This window comes from Allobosea sp. 05L423, from assembly GCF_056397745.1.
The window spans coordinates 46,366-60,971 of record NZ_JBFTOA010000022.1 but is presented as its reverse complement, the minus strand read 5'-3'; the positions used below and the strand labels follow the sequence as shown (position 1 = coordinate 60,971).

At 63.0% G+C, this 14,606-nt stretch carries 15 protein-coding genes and 4 pseudogenes; 9 read left to right on the top strand and 10 right to left on the bottom strand.

Features of this window, described 5'->3' with window-relative positions; genetic code table 11:
- From AC1DNE_RS26925 to AC1DNE_RS26910, 4 genes and pseudogenes are all read left to right on the top strand, one after another.
- Positions 1–441: pseudogene (locus tag AC1DNE_RS26925) on the top strand (hypothetical protein); the annotation flags it as partial.
- 223 nt (positions 442–664) lie between these two features.
- Positions 665–949 carry a BrnA antitoxin family protein gene (locus tag AC1DNE_RS26920; RefSeq protein WP_441473546.1) on the top strand — a complete coding sequence of 95 codons (285 nt, stop codon included), beginning with the start codon at positions 665–667 and terminating at the stop codon, positions 947–949.
- 259 nt (positions 950–1,208) lie between these two features.
- Positions 1,209–1,388 carry a hypothetical protein gene (locus AC1DNE_RS26915; protein WP_441473547.1) on the top strand — a complete coding sequence of 60 codons (180 nt, stop codon included), beginning with the start codon at positions 1,209–1,211 and terminating at the stop codon, positions 1,386–1,388.
- 62 nt (positions 1,389–1,450) lie between these two features.
- Positions 1,451–1,695: pseudogene (locus AC1DNE_RS26910) on the top strand (DNA-3-methyladenine glycosylase); the annotation flags it as partial.
- A gap of 130 nt (positions 1,696–1,825) precedes the next feature.
- On the opposite strand, the pseudogene AC1DNE_RS26905 reads toward AC1DNE_RS26910, so the two are convergent.
- Positions 1,826–2,290 (bottom strand): annotated as a pseudogene (locus AC1DNE_RS26905) (SAVED domain-containing protein); the annotation flags it as partial.
- A complete protein-coding gene (locus tag AC1DNE_RS26900) occupies positions 2,263–2,424 on the bottom strand; it encodes a hypothetical protein (RefSeq protein WP_441473559.1) in 162 nt (53 codons plus the stop codon). The gene AC1DNE_RS26900 and the pseudogene AC1DNE_RS26905, both read right to left, overlap by 28 nt.
- Before the next feature lie 193 nt (positions 2,425–2,617).
- Between AC1DNE_RS26900 and AC1DNE_RS26895 the strand changes: the two are divergent.
- A pseudogene (locus AC1DNE_RS26895) lies at positions 2,618–2,878 on the top strand (integrase core domain-containing protein); the annotation flags it as partial.
- 299 nt (positions 2,879–3,177) lie between these two features.
- On the opposite strand, the gene AC1DNE_RS26890 reads toward AC1DNE_RS26895, so the two are convergent.
- The 8 genes from AC1DNE_RS26890 to AC1DNE_RS26855 are packed head-to-tail and all read right to left on the bottom strand — an operon-like array spanning position 3,178 to position 10,206.
- Positions 3,178–3,900: a hypothetical protein gene (locus tag AC1DNE_RS26890; protein WP_441473549.1), complete on the bottom strand. Its 723-nt coding sequence runs from the start codon at positions 3,898–3,900 to the stop codon at positions 3,178–3,180.
- Positions 3,901–3,933: 33 nt separating this feature from the next.
- The gene (locus AC1DNE_RS26885) at positions 3,934–5,184 is read right to left on the bottom strand and encodes an acetyl-CoA hydrolase/transferase family protein (protein ID WP_476841286.1); all 1,251 of its coding nucleotides are present in this window, start codon (positions 5,182–5,184) and stop codon (positions 3,934–3,936) included.
- A gap of 7 nt (positions 5,185–5,191) precedes the next feature.
- On the bottom strand, positions 5,192–6,388 hold the full coding sequence (locus AC1DNE_RS26880; RefSeq protein WP_476767259.1) for an acetyl-CoA C-acetyltransferase: 1,197 nt from the start codon (positions 6,386–6,388) through the stop codon (positions 5,192–5,194).
- 18 nt (positions 6,389–6,406) lie between these two features.
- A complete protein-coding gene (locus AC1DNE_RS26875) occupies positions 6,407–7,321 on the bottom strand; it encodes an SDR family NAD(P)-dependent oxidoreductase (RefSeq protein ID WP_476767262.1) in 915 nt (304 codons plus the stop codon).
- Positions 7,322–7,329: 8 nt separating this feature from the next.
- Positions 7,330–8,487: an acyl-CoA dehydrogenase family protein gene (locus AC1DNE_RS26870; protein ID WP_476767258.1), complete on the bottom strand. Its 1,158-nt coding sequence runs from the start codon at positions 8,485–8,487 to the stop codon at positions 7,330–7,332.
- Complete coding sequence (locus AC1DNE_RS26865) at positions 8,484–8,909, bottom strand: MaoC/PaaZ C-terminal domain-containing protein (RefSeq protein ID WP_441473552.1); 426 nt, start codon at positions 8,907–8,909, stop codon at positions 8,484–8,486. Before AC1DNE_RS26865 ends, AC1DNE_RS26870 begins: the two co-directional genes overlap by 4 nt.
- A 41-nt stretch (positions 8,910–8,950) precedes the next feature.
- Positions 8,951–9,358: a MaoC family dehydratase gene (locus AC1DNE_RS26860; RefSeq protein WP_476767257.1), complete on the bottom strand. Its 408-nt coding sequence runs from the start codon at positions 9,356–9,358 to the stop codon at positions 8,951–8,953.
- Positions 9,355–10,206, bottom strand: coding sequence for an IclR family transcriptional regulator (locus AC1DNE_RS26855; RefSeq protein ID WP_441473554.1), 852 nt, complete (start codon positions 10,204–10,206; stop codon positions 9,355–9,357). The genes AC1DNE_RS26860 and AC1DNE_RS26855 overlap by 4 nt, the downstream gene beginning before the upstream one ends.
- 111 nt (positions 10,207–10,317) lie before the next feature.
- Here AC1DNE_RS26855 and AC1DNE_RS26850 point away from each other — a divergent pair, with 111 nt between their 5' ends.
- The 4 genes from AC1DNE_RS26850 to AC1DNE_RS26835 are packed head-to-tail and all read left to right on the top strand — an operon-like array spanning position 10,318 to position 14,606.
- The gene (locus AC1DNE_RS26850; protein ID WP_476767256.1) at positions 10,318–11,559 is read left to right on the top strand and encodes a CaiB/BaiF CoA transferase family protein; all 1,242 of its coding nucleotides are present in this window, start codon (positions 10,318–10,320) and stop codon (positions 11,557–11,559) included.
- A 42-nt stretch (positions 11,560–11,601) separates the two neighbouring features.
- Positions 11,602–12,789, top strand: a complete 1,188-nt coding sequence (locus AC1DNE_RS26845) for an ABC transporter substrate-binding protein (RefSeq protein ID WP_476767255.1) — start codon at positions 11,602–11,604, stop codon at positions 12,787–12,789.
- Positions 12,790–12,817: 28 nt separating this feature from the next.
- Positions 12,818–13,693 (top strand): branched-chain amino acid ABC transporter permease, encoded by an 876-nt coding sequence (locus AC1DNE_RS26840; RefSeq protein WP_476841285.1) that lies wholly within the window; start codon positions 12,818–12,820, stop codon positions 13,691–13,693.
- Complete coding sequence (locus AC1DNE_RS26835; protein WP_476841284.1) at positions 13,686–14,606, top strand: branched-chain amino acid ABC transporter permease; 921 nt, start codon at positions 13,686–13,688, stop codon at positions 14,604–14,606. Before AC1DNE_RS26840 ends, AC1DNE_RS26835 begins: the two co-directional genes overlap by 8 nt.

Here is a 14,606-nt window from a genome sequence, read left to right as displayed (position 1 = left end):
GTCGGAAGCGCTAGCTCGGGCGTGGCGTCGCTGATTTCTCAGAATGTCGATCCGCTCGCGATGGCACTCGACAACGTGATGCGCGCTAACGGCCAGCCGCCGACGGCCCAGGAACGCGACGAAGCCTCGCGGATTTTCGTCAACGCGCTGAAGAACGGTAAGATCGAGCAGAGCGACCGGGATTATCTCGCATCGCGGCTGGCCGCGCGGTCCGGCATTACCGAGCAGGACGCACAGAAGCGTATCGACGATGCCTATGCCCGACTGTCGCAGGCTAAGGAGACCGCCAAGCAGGCGGCCGAGCGGGCGCGCAAGGTTGCGGTGCTGACGGCATTTCTCACCGTTGCCGCGCTGCTCGTTGGGGCGGCGGCCGCGTCCTGGGCCGCGACCCTCGGCGGCGAACACCGGGACGAGAATCTGCGGAGCGATCCGGCCCTTTGACCGGCGGAAGGGGCTGGACTGCCGGCTGCGCCAGCGGCCGGGCAGGTTCTCGTGCACCTGAACCCACCAGAGAACCATCATGGTCAGTGATGCCCATCTGATGCGACCGTGATAGGCGCGCCCAGTCGTCTCGACCTTCCGAAAGCGGTCGACCAGCGGATAACCCCCTTTCCCACCCAGTCCATGCTATGATCAAGTATCAGACGCCTGGTATGACGATGTAATGAGCAACGATCGAACGCGCCGCCCGACAAGCGCTCGCGACAAGGCGGAAGCCCTTTTCGCCGCGCCGAAGGTGGCACCACCTACGCCAATCGCGAAGCGTACCGTTCTGCCGGGCGCCAAGGAGATGGTCACTCTTCGGATCGACAGCGAGGTGTTGGCGCACTTTCAGGATGGCGGCCCCGGCTGGCAGGACCGGATCAACGACGCACTCAGAAAGGCGATGCCAGCAGCCCTCGATGAAGGGCTGAGGCCAAACGAGTTCAACTCGTCGAACGACGGCTGACCATAAGCGCGCGAGTCGCGCTTTGTGACCGTGCAGTTCTGGCTGATAGCTCCGGCCAGAGTCGCGAGGCGCGATTCGGGCCTGGCGAACTGCGCCGCGGCGCGAGGCGCCGAGCCGGCGTCGTCTCTCCCAGGCCAGTCGGTTCGGCGTCAGCGGCACCCAGTGCGATCCAAGCTTCGGATTAACGCAGCAAACCGGAATCGCCGGGGCAGTTGTAACTCCGTGGCGGCCGGGTCACACGAGAGGAGAGTCTGACGCATTGCTTTTCATGGGGTTGCATCTGGGCGTGCTGGGTTCGAAGCTGCGCTTCGAGGGAGGCGAAGTTATGCGTACGCTTGGCAGCTCAGAAGCCTCCATGGCTCGGATCAACGGCATCCTCATGCAAGGTGCCATCGTCGTGGCGATCGCCGCCGCCACCGTTCTCCCGCTGCTGCGCTAATTACTGCAGGCTTCAGGGCGCGAGTTGAAGTCCGCGCCATCAGCAAGCCCGCAATCGAACAAATGCCACCAAGCTCGACCGAGCTGAAAGCCTTGAACGCGCTGGAGCTAGCACCACGCCTGATTGGCGTCGAGCTGCTCGTTGACGGCGTGGGAGAACGATCGTCGAAACCGAGGCCTATCTCCCCGACGATCCAGCTTCGCACAGCTTCCGAGGTCCGGCACCGCGAAATGCGGCCATGTTCGGTCCTTCTTGGCACGCTTACGTTTATCGGTCCTATGGGCTTCACTGGTGCTTGAATATCGTTGCTGCCCAAACCGGAACACGATGATGTTTTGGCCGGCGAGGAAGAGATGGATGCGGCGTACACCCCCATTGCCCTGTTGAATTGCCATTTCCAAGAACTGCCTGCCCAGTGCGCGCTGCTTGGCTTCTGATCAATGGCTATCGGGCACTCCGTCTTCGAGAAGCAACGTGACTTGCGGTAGGCCTGGAAGCTTGCGGGCAACGCCAGGGGCGTCGACCTGGTAGGAAATCGAGACCAGGAGGGCGGCTTCCTGGGTGCCGGCCAGGATTTCTTCAATTCCACTGGCGCGAAAGCGCTTCCCATCGTCTGCCGCGGTCAAGGTGCGCCAGCGCTGCTGATGGCGATCCCAATCCAGAATGGCCGTTGACGCTTCAGCATCCATCAAAATGCCGGTCAGGAAGGTGAGCGGGACAGGTGCCAGACCACCAAAGACGCGCTTGAGGTCGCTTCGATCCAAGCCCGATTCACGCCTTGCGAGATCGACCGGAAGCGACACGAGTTTGTCCACCGCGGCCTGCGGGCTGACGATCTTTCCGTCAACGACACCCTGGCGAACATCCAGATGCATCAGGTCTCGATGGCCCTCGATGTCACTCGGAACGGCGTGAGGGGTTGGCCAGGCCCATCGCGCAGTCGGCGGACTTCGACCACAATGGCCTTCTTCCGAGACAAGCGTTTCTGCTCAAAGCGATAGCGCTTCAGCTCCCAAACCAAGCCCACGATGATCAGCGCCCCTCCAAGAGTGCCGCGCCGTAGATGAGAACGCTCGGAGTTCCGTCACTGGTATTGAGCTGGAACGTCAGGAATGGGCTTGTGACGGCGATGACGAAGCCGGCGCTAAGCGCTGCGGTCAAGCACGCGAGTCCAATTCGCATTACCTGCAAGGCGGGCGATTTGCGCCGGAATATCCAATCAATCAGCGGCCGGTATCGAGCCCTCTGTCGGCAGCGTTGGCGATAGCTACGACAACGCTCTCGCCGAGACGATCAACGGCCTCTATAACGCGGAGCTGATCCACCGCCGCGGACCCTGGCGGAGCTTCGAGGCCGTCGAGTTCGCCACGCTGACCTGGGTGGACTGGTTCAACAACCGCTGGCTGCTGGAGCCTATCGGCAACATCCCGCCGGCCGAGGCTGAGGAACGCTACTTCGCGATGCTGGATGAGCCAGCCATGGCGGCGTGACTCAAACGAAATGGCCTCCGGGAAATCCGGCGCGGTTCACTGGGATGGTTGTCGCGATGGTTGAGCGAGCCTTTGCCAGCCTCGGCGGCTCCGAGCCAATCGATTTCCTGGACACAATGGAAGGGCAGGCCCTCGTGTCGCATACACATTCCCGGATCCAGAGAGGAGCCTATGCATAGTCAACCGCTCCGGCGAGACGTGTCATTGCGCGCGTCATGTAGAGCTTCGAATGACTGACGTGGGTACTGGAAGGACCAAAGGGATACACATCTGACTGCAACCACGGCTGTCTGCGGCTTCTAGATATGCTTGGTCGGTCGCGTCGGCGGTAGTTCTGCAGCGGGTTCGATCCGCCAGTCTGTTCCGCGTGCATTCGGCCGCCATTTCCCCTTGGACAGGCTACAGCGCTCAACACGTAGAAGGGGTTTGTCCGTGGGCGGCAGTCGCAATTCCAGATGATCCGCCTTTCCGGAATTGCGGATCCATTTCGGCATTTTCTCCCCGGGGAGATTGCCATCGCCTGGTGACATGAACAGCAGGTAGGGCCTGAGGCCACTGAATAACGAGTCGGGAAGATCGCAGAGCCGTGACAACTTGCTGGTCGTGCCTGAGCCTTTCCATGAACCCACCCCCTTGGCCTCAATCAGCACCAGGGTCGTTTCCCAAGCGATCAGCAGGTCGATATCCTGCTGGCTGCCTTTTACAATCGGGGGCTCGTTTGTTTTCGCGACGTCGATCGTGCTCTCGCCCTCGGCCAAGATCGTCAAACAACCTATCAGCCAGTCGATGTGGTAGTCGGTGGTCCACCAGGCGTCGGCCGGAATATCAGTTGCTGGATCGTGCTTTTGAAGGACGCTAGCCAGCCGTCCTCGGAAATCCGAACTCAGGGTTTTCGCCCCATCCCCCAAGGCGTCCCTGATAAGCCAATTGCGCTCCTTGCGATTGAACCGCTGCAAGGTCTTTACGAGCGTAGACATCCTGGCGGGCCCCGGAGTTATATCGAAACCGATCTTCCGGTCCATCTAGGCTCCGGCTCAGGCGGTTCCTCGCGACGCCTAAGGTGGCGCCGCGCGGCCGAGCGAATCGCGAAATTCCGGATGAGCGATCGCTACCATTTTCTTCAAGCGCTCTGCGAGCGACAAGCCGCGAAGGTCAGCAATCCCATATTCCGTGACAACAATTCCGGCGTCTGCTCTGCCGATGGTCGCCGGCCCGGATAGGTTGGCTACGATCCGGCTGCTCAGTTGCCCCTTCACTTCGGCGGTAGAGGGGAGGGCAAGGATCGGCACCCCTCCCTGCGATGCGCGCGCCCCGCGGACGAAATCAAGAGCGCCTCCGATTGCGCCGACATAGCGACCGCCGGCAATCTCGGTGTTGGCCTGGCCTGACAGATCCACCTCGAGGGCGGAATTAATCGCCGTGAAGCGGGGCAAAGCGGCGAGTTTCGAGAGCGAATGGGTTTTTGCGATCGGGCGAACCTCGATCGTTGGATTGAGATGCGCGAAGTCGAGCAGATCCTTGCTGCCGAGGAGGGTTCCGGTCACCGACAGGCCGCGGTCAACAGGTTTGGCTGCGTTGGTGATCGCGCCGGACTGGATCAACCGCATAGCCCCGTCACCAATCAGGCCCGAGTGCAAGCCGAGATCTCGTCGGTCAACGAGCAGGTCTGCGATGCAGTCGGGAAGCGCGCCGAGGCCGAGCTGCAGCGTTGCGCCATCCTCAACCAAGGAGGCGACATTGGCCGCAACAGCTCGGTCGACGGCGCTGGGCGTGCCGCGGGCGAGCGTAAGGACAGGGCGATCTGTCCGAATAGCGATATCGACATCGTCCGCATCGACCAATGCGCCGGTGAAGGGGGCCTGACGGTTGATTTCAGCCACCACGATGCGAGCAGTCTTCGTGAGACCCTCGACGTAGTCGCTGGTGCAAGAGAGGCTGAGTCTGCCGTCATCTGGGTGCTCTGCCAGCTGCAAAAGGAGCACGTCGACCTGGCCCGCCAACGTCTTCGGCAGGTCCGAGTAATGCACTGGCAGGATGTCGAGGGCTCCGACAGCGGCGAGTTTTCGATTGGTGCCCGTTCCGCAGAAGGACGTAAAGCGGACATGGTCAGCGTGAACGGGGTCGACCGCTTCCCCTAGGCCGATACCGACAAAGGCGGAAACGCCTCCGATCTGCGCGCGCTGCTCCATCAACCGACTAGTCAGCACGGTCGGTTCGCCACACGCCTGGCCCCAGCAAATCATTTCACCGGGGCGAACGATCGCGGCGAAGTCGAGAGCCTCGAGGGATACAGTGAGCGGTGCCATTGCCGGCTCAAGCTCGTTCGAACACCGCTGCCATACCTTGCCCGCCGCCAATGCACATGGTCTCAAGGCCATAGCGCACGTCGCGACGCTTCATTTCATGGAGGAGCGTCGTCATGATCCTGACGCCGGTGGCCCCAATCGGGTGCCCCAGGGAAATGCCGGACCCGTTGACGTTGACCCGCTCGGGATCGACACCGCGCCAGGTCTGCAGAACAGACAACACCTGGCAGGCGAACGCCTCGTTGATCTCGATGAGATCCATGTCCTTGACAGCAAGCCCGAGCCGCTTCATCAGCCGGGCCGTCGCGGGAACCGGGCCGATCCCCATTTCAGCCGGTTCGCAACCAGCTGCAGCCCAGCCCACGAGGAACGCATCCGGTGTCAAACCAAGCGCGGCCAGCCTATCCTCTGCCACCACGAGGCAGGCGGCCGCCGCATCGTTTTGCTGCGCAGCATTGCCGGCCGTCACGGTGCCCTCGCGCTGGATCGCGCGCAGCTTCGAAAGGCTCTCCAGCGTGGTGTCAGCGCGGATGCCCTCGTCCTGCGCAACGACATTTGCTTCACCGCGCTTTTGCTGGACGCTGACCGGAATGACCTCGGCGGCCATGCGGCCCTCGGACCAGGCCGCGGCAGCTCGGTGCTGGCTGCGCACGGCATATGCGTCAGCAGCTTCGCGCGATATCGAGTACTTCCGGGCGAGGTTCTCGGCCGTCTCGATCATGCCGGAAATGTGCCCGAAGCGATGCTCGGGCTGAGAGCGTTCGCGCCCGCGGTCGAGCCGATCATAGAGCACGGGCGACCCTGATCGCGTGCCCCAGCGCACACCTGTCGTGTAGTGCTCGATATTGCTCATGCTCTCGACGCCGCCAGCGATGACGACGTCGCAGGCGCCCGACTGTACCATCATGGCCGCGGTCGCGATCGATTGGAGGCCGCCGCCGCAGCGCCGGTCGAGCTGCATGCCTGGGACATGAACCGGCAGCCCCGCCTCCAGTGCGATCCAGCGACCAACACACGGCGTCTCGGAATTCGCATAGGATTGGGCGAAGACGACGTCGTCGACCAGCGCCGGGTCGAGGCCGGTCCGGTCGAGGACAGCATTGACGACAATAGCTCCAAGCCGTTCCACGGGAACGTCCTTGAGCGCGCCGCCGAAGCGGCCCACCGGCGTGCGGAGAGGGGTTACGATCGCGGCGCGACGCATGCGGCAGCTCCTTCGGCGTTAGGCCGGATCCCAGGTAAAAACGTCAGACGACACGTCGAGGCCGTGGAAGCTTGCGGACAGCGCCGGCATCGCGTGCTCGGCTATCTGCTCCGGCGTCCAACCACCCTCGCGCTGTACCGAGCGCACTGGGCGGGGCTGACTGAAAACAAGGATCTCGTTGTTGCGTACACAGAAAATCTGCCCGCTGACCGAGACCGCACGCTCCGACAGCAGGTAGACGGCAAGCGGCGCGATCTTGGCTGGGGTCATCTGCTGCAGGCGAGCGACACGTGCCTCCTGCTCCGGCGAGTCGACCTTGATCGAGCTGATCATGCGGCTCCATGCAAAGGGCGCGATGCAGTTCGAGCGGACACCGAAGCGCTGCATATCGAGCGCGATCGACTTCGATAGCCCCACGATGCCGAGCTTGGCTGCCGAATAGTTCGCCTGTGCGAGATTGCCAATGAGCCCCGAGGTCGAGGTCATGTGCACGAGGCTGCCCGACTGCTGCTGCTTGAAAACCGGGGCCGCAGCTCGGCTGACGTGAAAGCTGCCGTATAGATGCACCTTCACAACCCGATCCCACTCCTCCTCCGTCATCTTGTGGAAGAAGGTGTCGCGCAGGATGCCTGCGTTGTTGACGATGCCGTCGAGCCGACCAAAGGCGTCGAGCGCGGCCTGCACGATGCGCTGGGCACCCTCGGCGTTAGCGACGCTGTCGAGGCTGGCGACGGCCTCGCCGCCAGCCGTCTTGATCTCCGCCACCACGCGAGCCGCCGGCCCGTCATCCTGGCCACTGCCGTCGAGGCCGGCGCCAATGTCGTTGACCACGACTCGTGCTCCGTTCGCGCCAGCCATCAGGGCAATATCTCGCCCAATGCCCCCGCCTGCGCCGGTGACGACAACGACCTTGCCGTCGAGCATGTGATTCACGCTCATGATCAGGCCTCCTTCAGGATCTGGCGGGCGATGAGGAGCTGCTGGATCTGGCTGGTGCCCTCGTAGATCCGCATCAACCGCACGTCGCGATAGAAGCGCTCGACCGCGTACTCGCTCATGTAGCCGGCGCCGCCATGGACTTGCACGGCTCGGTCCGCGACCCGGCCCACGGCTTCGGTGGCGAAGTATTTCGCGGCCGAAGCTTCCGTCCGCGCAGCACCATCGCGGTCGTAGATCGCCGCGGTCTGCTCCACTAGCGCACGGGAGGCGAGATACTCGGTGTAGCTGTCGGCGATCATCGCCTGGATCAGCTGGTACTCGGCGATGGGCTTACCGAACTGCCGGCGTTCCTTGGCAAAGCCGGTCATCTCAGCAATGAGCCGCTTGCAGGCGCCAGTCGCGAGAGCAGCGATATGGATGCGGCCGCGATCGAGCACACGCATTGCGAGGCGAAAGCCTCGTCCAGGCTTGAGCCCGATGATTGCGCTGGCCGGAACACGGACATTGTCGAACATCACGTCCGACGTCGTTGTCCCGCGCTGGCCCATCTTTCGATCTTTTTTTCCAATCGTCAGGCCAGGTGAATCGCTCGGAACTAGGAAGGCCGAGATAGCGTCGGCGCCCGGCTTGTCGAACTCGGTTCGCGCCATGACAGTGAAGACGCCCGCGCGCTGTGCATTGGTGATGTAGCGCTTGGTCCCGCTGATCAGGTAGTCATCGCCGTCCCGTACGGCGCGCGTCGTCAAATTGGCGGGATCCGACCCCGTGTCCGGCTCGGTTAGGGCGAAGGCCGAGATCAGTTCACCGCTTGCCATTCGAGGCAAATAGGCCTGCTTCTGTTCCTCCGTCCCCTCGAAGATCAGTCCGCGCGCGCCAATACCGATGTTGGTCGCCAGCAGCGAACGAAACGCGAGCGCCGTCCCGCCGAAGATCATGGCGAGCTGGCTTTCTTGACTAGCGGTTAGTCCAATGCCGCCATACTCCGGCGGGATCGTCAGGCCGAATAGGCCGAGCTCACGCATTTCCGCGACGATCTCTTCAGGGACATCATCCTCAATCTCCAGCCGCATCTCGTTGGGCACGAGGCGTTCCGCGACGAAGCGCTCGACGGTCGCCTTGAGATGCTGGAAGGTTTCGTCGTCGACTGCCGGCTCACTCATGCGTCACGTCCCTTGCTGCAATGTTCTGCGGCAGGGATGACGGTGCAGGTTCCTTCGACTGCTCGTTCCCCTGCCATTGTCTCGACGAAAATGTCGTAGGTGCCCGCCGCGCCTTCCCTGAGGACGCCGCCTGCTCGGATGGATGAACCGACCGGCAGCGGTCGGATGAAGCGTGTATCGAGGGCCAGCCGTTCCGGGACCCCGCCGAACGTGCGCTCGATCGCCTCGATCACCAGGTTGAGACCGAGCGTGCCGTGCACGATCGGGTGGCCGAATGAGGTCTTGGCGGCAAAGTCTGGATCGAGATGAATCGGGTTGAAGTCGGCCGTCAGCGCGGCGTAGCGCGCAACCGTGTCCGGTCCCGTCATCATCTCTGCGATGGCTAGTTCACGCGGCAGCGCCGCAGTCTCCAGCGTTCCCATTCCGCATTATCTCCGTGGAGCGCGTGTTGCCCGGCCTTGTGTCATCGCGCCCAGATCGTCCGGATCTCGCCATTGAGAACGTCCTGCCCCTCGACGCTCAGGACGACGCCGAACGTCACCCAACCGCGTTCCTTGCGGCGTTCTTTCGAGAGGCAGCTGACCTGCGCTTCGAGTTTGTCGCCGGCCTTCGCCGAGCGACCGAAGACGAGCTTCTGGCTGGCGTGAATGTTGCCGGGCGGGCGAGGCTGGATGGTGTTCAGGTAGGCTTCCATCATCGCGGCGACGAGCATCCCGGCCGGCACATTTTCGCTCGATGGCCGGTCGCCATAGATCGCCGTCCAGTTGTCCAGATGCGCATCGTCGAGCGTGATGGCGAAATTCCCCAGTGGCTGGCCGGGATTGAAATCGTCGAAGACCCAAACAGGGAGATCGGTTTGCGCGCCGCTCACCGCTGTCCTCCCCGGCCGTGCGGCACCGCGCGCCCACCGGCCAGCCTCCGCTCGGACTGCCGCACGCCCCGAGAAACCCCGAAGAGCGCTTCACTGATCCAGTCAGCGGAATCGCGCAGGTCGACGCCAAGGCGCTCGATATCCTCACGGGAGAGTTGCCCCGCAATGCTGATCCCGCTGATACCGAGGCGCGGCCTGCCTTCCGCGTCGGTGATGACGGCAGCGGCGATCTCCAGCCCTTTGAACAGCTGCCCTAGGTCGAAGGCATAGCCGTCGCGCTTGGCCTTCTCGACGTCGGCCACATAGTCCTCAAAGCTCGGCGGGGCCTGCCACTGCAACGTGTCGAAGCGCAGCTTCAGTTCGTCGTGAGACAGGTTGCGCAACGCCGCATAGCAACGACCGACCGCGCCCACGAAAGTCGGAAGGCGCGAGCCGTCGGACATGTCGACTCTGACCGTCTTCGCCGTTGATACGCGATCGACCAGGACGATGCGCTCGCCATCAGTCACCTGCCAAAGGCAGAGCAGGCTCTTGTGCTCGCCGGAAAGCCGCGCGAGCTCCGGTCGGATCAGATCGGCCTGGTTAGCGCCTAGTAGTGGCAGCGACAGCTCCAACACACCCAGGCCGATCCGGTAGGTCTTAGCCTCGGCATCGAAGTCCACCAGCCGCTCCGTCGAGAGCGTTCGCAGGATGTTGAAACACGTGCTGACGCTCACGCCGGTATCACGCGCGATGACGGCGACACCCGCCGGCTCACTCATCTGAGCGAGCGATCGGAGGATGGAAACCGCGTTGGCGACGGCTCCGACGATTTTTGGCGAGAGGTCTTGATCAGGGCTGGCACTCATGTATGAATGGCTTTCAAGAAACTGTGAATGTCATTCAGCATAGAGAATGACTAACACGTCAAACCAAGCGATGGAAAGCCCCCTTCGCAGAAAATAAGGGTGAGGAAAGTGGTGGACGGGACCGAACTCCCGATAAGCGTGAACGACGCATCTGGGGTGGCAGCTGGCCTTTCGGGCCTGCGCGTCCTGGATCTCGGCCGCTATATCGCGGGCCCGTTCTGCGCAGCATTGTTGGCTGACCAGGGTGCGGAGGTTATCCGCATCGAGCCGCCAGCCGGCGCTCCCGATCGAGAGGTAATGCCGATCGGTCAACCGGGCCGAGGCGCGCTGTATCTCCAAATGAATCGAAACAAGAAGTCGCTTGCGCTCGACCTCGACAACGAGAGTGGACGGCTCGCATTTGAGAAGCTGGTCGCGACCTCGGATGCCGTCATAGTCAATCTGCCGGCGGCCGCCCTGCGCCGCGCACGTCTCGACTACGACAGCCTCAGGGCCATCCGCCCCGATATCGTGCTCTGCACGATCAGCGCCTATGGGCCCGATGCAGAGAGCCGCGACCGGATCGGCTTCGACGGCACCGGACAGGCGCTCAGCGGCGCGATGGCGTTGAGCGGCACAGGCGAGCGTCCGCTCCGAGCCGCCGTCTCCTATGTTGATTACGCTACGGGAATGTCGGCGGCGTTCGCGACCGTGTCGGCGCTTTATGAGCGGCGCTCCACCGGGCGGGGACAGCATGTCCAGGCATCGCTGCTCGGAACGGCGCTGACGATGACAAATCCCATGCTGATCGAAGAGGCGGCAGGCGCGCGTAGCCGCAAGCCGATCGGCAACCGCAGCCCCATCGCCGGCCCATCCGATCTTTTTCAGACCCGCGACGGCTGGCTGATGATCCAGGTCATTGGTGACGGCATGTTTCGCCGCTGGGCGCAGTTCGTCGGTCGCCCCGACCTTTTGGCGGACCCGCGCTTCGCCTCCGATATAGGCCGGGGTGAGAATGGCGAGGCCCTGAGTGCGGTCATGGCTGACTGGTGCTCGTCGCGCTCGTCCGATGAATGTCTGGCAGAGCTTGAGGCCGCCAAGATTCCGGCCTGCCGGGCCCTAACCCCGGCCGAGGCCCTCGTGGCTCCCGAAAATGCCAATGGCGGCTTCTTTTCATTGGAGCCGGCGCCGGACGGCGCGAGTCAGATACCGATCGTCGCAACCGCTGTCCGAACAGCTGCGCTGCGGCCCAAGCACCGGCCTGCACCGAAGCTTGGCGCCGATTCAGCCGAGCTCTTGGCATCGCTCGGCTACCAGCCCGACGAAATTGCCGGCCTCACGGGCTCAGCGACTGGCAGCACGACACATCGATAGCGGGCACGGAATCAACCGAAGCTCGGAAGTGGAGGAGAGGAAATGACGTTTACGGCACGGATGAAGCTTCTCGGACTGGGGACCTCTCTTGGGCTGCTCGCCAGCCTCGGCGGAGTGCAGGCTCAGGAGACGATAAAGCTTGGGCTTTCCGTTCCCCTGTCGGGTTCCGGCGCGATCTGGGGTAAGGGGTCGGAGTTCATGTGCAAGAAGGCGGCGCAGGAGATCGCGCAGGCCGGTGGCGTCAAAGTCGAGGGCAAGACCTACAACTTCGAATGCCTCGCCTATGACAACAAATACAACGCTGCCGAGGGTACGCGCGTCGCACAGACGCTCCTCAACCGTGACGGCGTGAAGTTCATTGGCGGGAGCCTTGGAACAGCTCCCGTACAGGCGCTGCAGTCGCTCGCCGAGCGGCAGGGCGTACTGATGTTCACGACCGCCTGGGGCTTCAGCATCAAGGGGCCGAAGTTCCCGCTGACCTACACCCAGATGAACACGGCGTTCGAGATCATTCCGCCGATGTTCAAGTACGTGCTTGAGCAGCATCCGCAGGCCAAGTCAGTCGTGATGCTCAACCCAAATGATGCGACCGGTCGCGAAACCGAAGGCGTGGCCAACAAGGCTTGGGCTGGCAACGACATCAAGATTCTGTCGAGCGACTTCTACGAGCGCGGGACGACCGAGTTCCAGCCGATCGCGGCTCGCATCGCCTCTCTCAAGCCTGACATGATCGATTTGGCCTCGATGCCGCCGGCCGATGCCGGGGCTGTCCTGCGCGAACTCGATGTTCTCGGCTGGAAGGGCGTCAAGATCATCGCCGTTGGCACTGGCATCGACGGGCTCAAGGCGACTGGCGGTAAGGCGATTGAAGACGTCTACATGGGCGCAGCCATCACCTTCGACAGCCCCGCCATGACCGGTCAGCAGAAGGCCACAAACGAAGAGGCTCGGGGTGTCCTTGGTGAGTCGCTTAACTCGATCCAGATCGGCTTCTACGACTCCGTCTACGCTCTGAAGGCGGGCATCGAGAAGGCGCAGTCGATCGATCCCAAGAAGGTCGCGGCTGTGATGGCCGATGTCTCGTTCACCTCGTTCTACGGCAGCAAGGTCGATTTCTACGGCACGGACACCTACGGGTCCCGCCAGCAGATGCGCCTGCCCGTGACTATCACCCAGGTGAAGGGCGGCAATCTGGTCGAGAAGACCCGTCTCGTGCCCTCGGGCAAGTGACCTCCAGACCAAGCCAGGCACGCCCACCATGCAAACCGCGATACAGCTCACCCTGACAAGCCTGCAGATCGGCGCCGTCTACATCCTGTTCTCGCTTGGCTTGACCCTGATCTTCGGGGTCATGCGGATCGTGAACTTTGCCCATGGGCATCTGTTCGCCGTCTCTGCGCTGGCAGTGGCTTGGGCCGTGCCTTGGCTGGCGGGCAACGGTCTCCCCATCCTGCCAGCCTATCTGCTTGCAGCGGTGGGGGGCATCACTGTGGCCCTGGCGCTGGGCCTGTTGATGTACGTCGCCGGCTTCCGGTTCTTCCAACGCGATATGGTTGGGTCTTTCATCCTGTCAATCGGCCTTGTTCTGCTGCTCGACGGCGTGCTGCTCAAAGTCTTCGGCGGGGCGGTGAGGCCCGTGCCGGAGATTTTCCCTGGCACCATCTCCATTTTCGGGGCGGCGATCACCAATCAGCGCTTCGCGCTGTGCATCGCCGCGATCCTGATCACCGCTTCGCTCTACTGGGCGCTCACGCGCACGCAGCTTGGCAAGGCCCTGAGAGCGGTCTCGATCGACCACGAAGCTGCCATGCTGCAAGGCGTTCCGTACAACCGCATGGCACTTGCGGGCTTCATGATCGCGTCCGGCCTCGCGGCGCTCGCGGGCGCGCTCATTGCCCCGGTTACCATCGTCTCGCCGGTCATCGGCGCCGACTATCTGATCAAGGGCTTCATCGCCGTTATCGTCGGAGGTCTTGGCAGCGTTCCCGGCGCCATCCTTGGCGGGCTGTTCGTCGCTGCCATCGAAACCTTCGGTAGCTTCTACTTCGACCCCAGCTCGGCCACGGTCGCCATTTTCTTCCTCGTCATCGCCGTCTTGCTGGTGCGGCCGAAGGGGCTTCTCGGCCATGGATGATGTGAAGCTGCCCTACTGGATTGGCGGGATCGCTATCGCCCTCGCGGGGACCGCGCTGGTCCGCGATGCCTACATCGCGAGCGTGGTGAACCTCATCGCCATCGGAGCGCTCACGGCCGTCAGCCTTCGCTTCGTCATGCTGATGGGCGAGCTGAACTTCGCCACCGCCGCTTTCGTCGGCATCGGCGCCTATACGACCGGTGCGACGTTGACGATCCTGAACTGGCCGTTCCTGCTCGCCCTGCTGGCGGGCGGGGCCATGGCTGGCCTCGTCTCGATCGTCTTCGGCTACATCACGCTGCGGACCAAGGGGCCATACTTTCTCCTGATCGGCTTCGCGTTCACCGAGGCAATTCGCATCCTCTATTCGAAAAGCGCCGCGCTCGGGGGTACTTCCGGCATGGTCGGCATCTTCCCGCCGATGGTGCTGGATGGCTGGATGCCGACCTTCATTGTGGCGGTGGCAGCCCTGCTTACCCTCGCGCTGTACGCTCTTGAGCGTTCCGATTTCGGAAAGATCCTGACCGCGATCCGCGACAACGAGAACGTTGCCAGGACGGTCGGCCTCAACATCCTGCTGGTGAAGATCGCCTGTTTCGCAGCGGCCTCGGTTGCAGCCGGTATGGCCGGAAGCCTGCACGCCTTCGCCAACAATGTGATCAGCCCGGGCGATTTCAGCTTCCTCGTCGCCGCATTTGCCCTTGCCTACGTCAAGGTGGGCGGTGAGGGCAGCATCGTCGGTCCGCTCCTTGGCACTGCGCTGCTTGTCGTGCTCGGCAGCTATGCGCTCGGGCTCGGCGGGGGGGAGCATATTTTCTACGGCGCTGCGATTGTGGTGGCGGTTCTGCTCCTGCCCCATGGCATCACGGGACTGGTCAGCGGTAAGCGGCCTCAAGCCGGAGGAGGGCACTGA

Coding starts and splice junctions, on each gene's coding strand:
- AC1DNE_RS26920 (WP_441473546.1), top strand. CDS start 665: ATGAGCAACGATCGAACGCGCCGCCCGACAAGCGCTCGCGACAAGGCG.
- AC1DNE_RS26890 (WP_441473549.1), bottom strand. CDS start 3,900: ATGGACCGGAAGATCGGTTTCGATATAACTCCGGGGCCCGCCAGGATG.
- AC1DNE_RS26885 (WP_476841286.1), bottom strand. CDS start 5,184: ATGGCACCGCTCACTGTATCCCTCGAGGCTCTCGACTTCGCCGCGATC.
- AC1DNE_RS26880 (WP_476767259.1), bottom strand. CDS start 6,388: ATGCGTCGCGCCGCGATCGTAACCCCTCTCCGCACGCCGGTGGGCCGC.
- AC1DNE_RS26870 (WP_476767258.1), bottom strand. CDS start 8,487: ATGAGTGAGCCGGCAGTCGACGACGAAACCTTCCAGCATCTCAAGGCG.
- AC1DNE_RS26865 (WP_441473552.1), bottom strand. CDS start 8,909: ATGGGAACGCTGGAGACTGCGGCGCTGCCGCGTGAACTAGCCATCGCA.
- AC1DNE_RS26855 (WP_441473554.1), bottom strand. CDS start 10,206: ATGAGTGCCAGCCCTGATCAAGACCTCTCGCCAAAAATCGTCGGAGCC.
- AC1DNE_RS26845 (WP_476767255.1), top strand. CDS start 11,602: ATGACGTTTACGGCACGGATGAAGCTTCTCGGACTGGGGACCTCTCTT.
- AC1DNE_RS26840 (WP_476841285.1), top strand. CDS start 12,818: ATGCAAACCGCGATACAGCTCACCCTGACAAGCCTGCAGATCGGCGCC.
- AC1DNE_RS26835 (WP_476841284.1), top strand. CDS start 13,686: ATGGATGATGTGAAGCTGCCCTACTGGATTGGCGGGATCGCTATCGCC.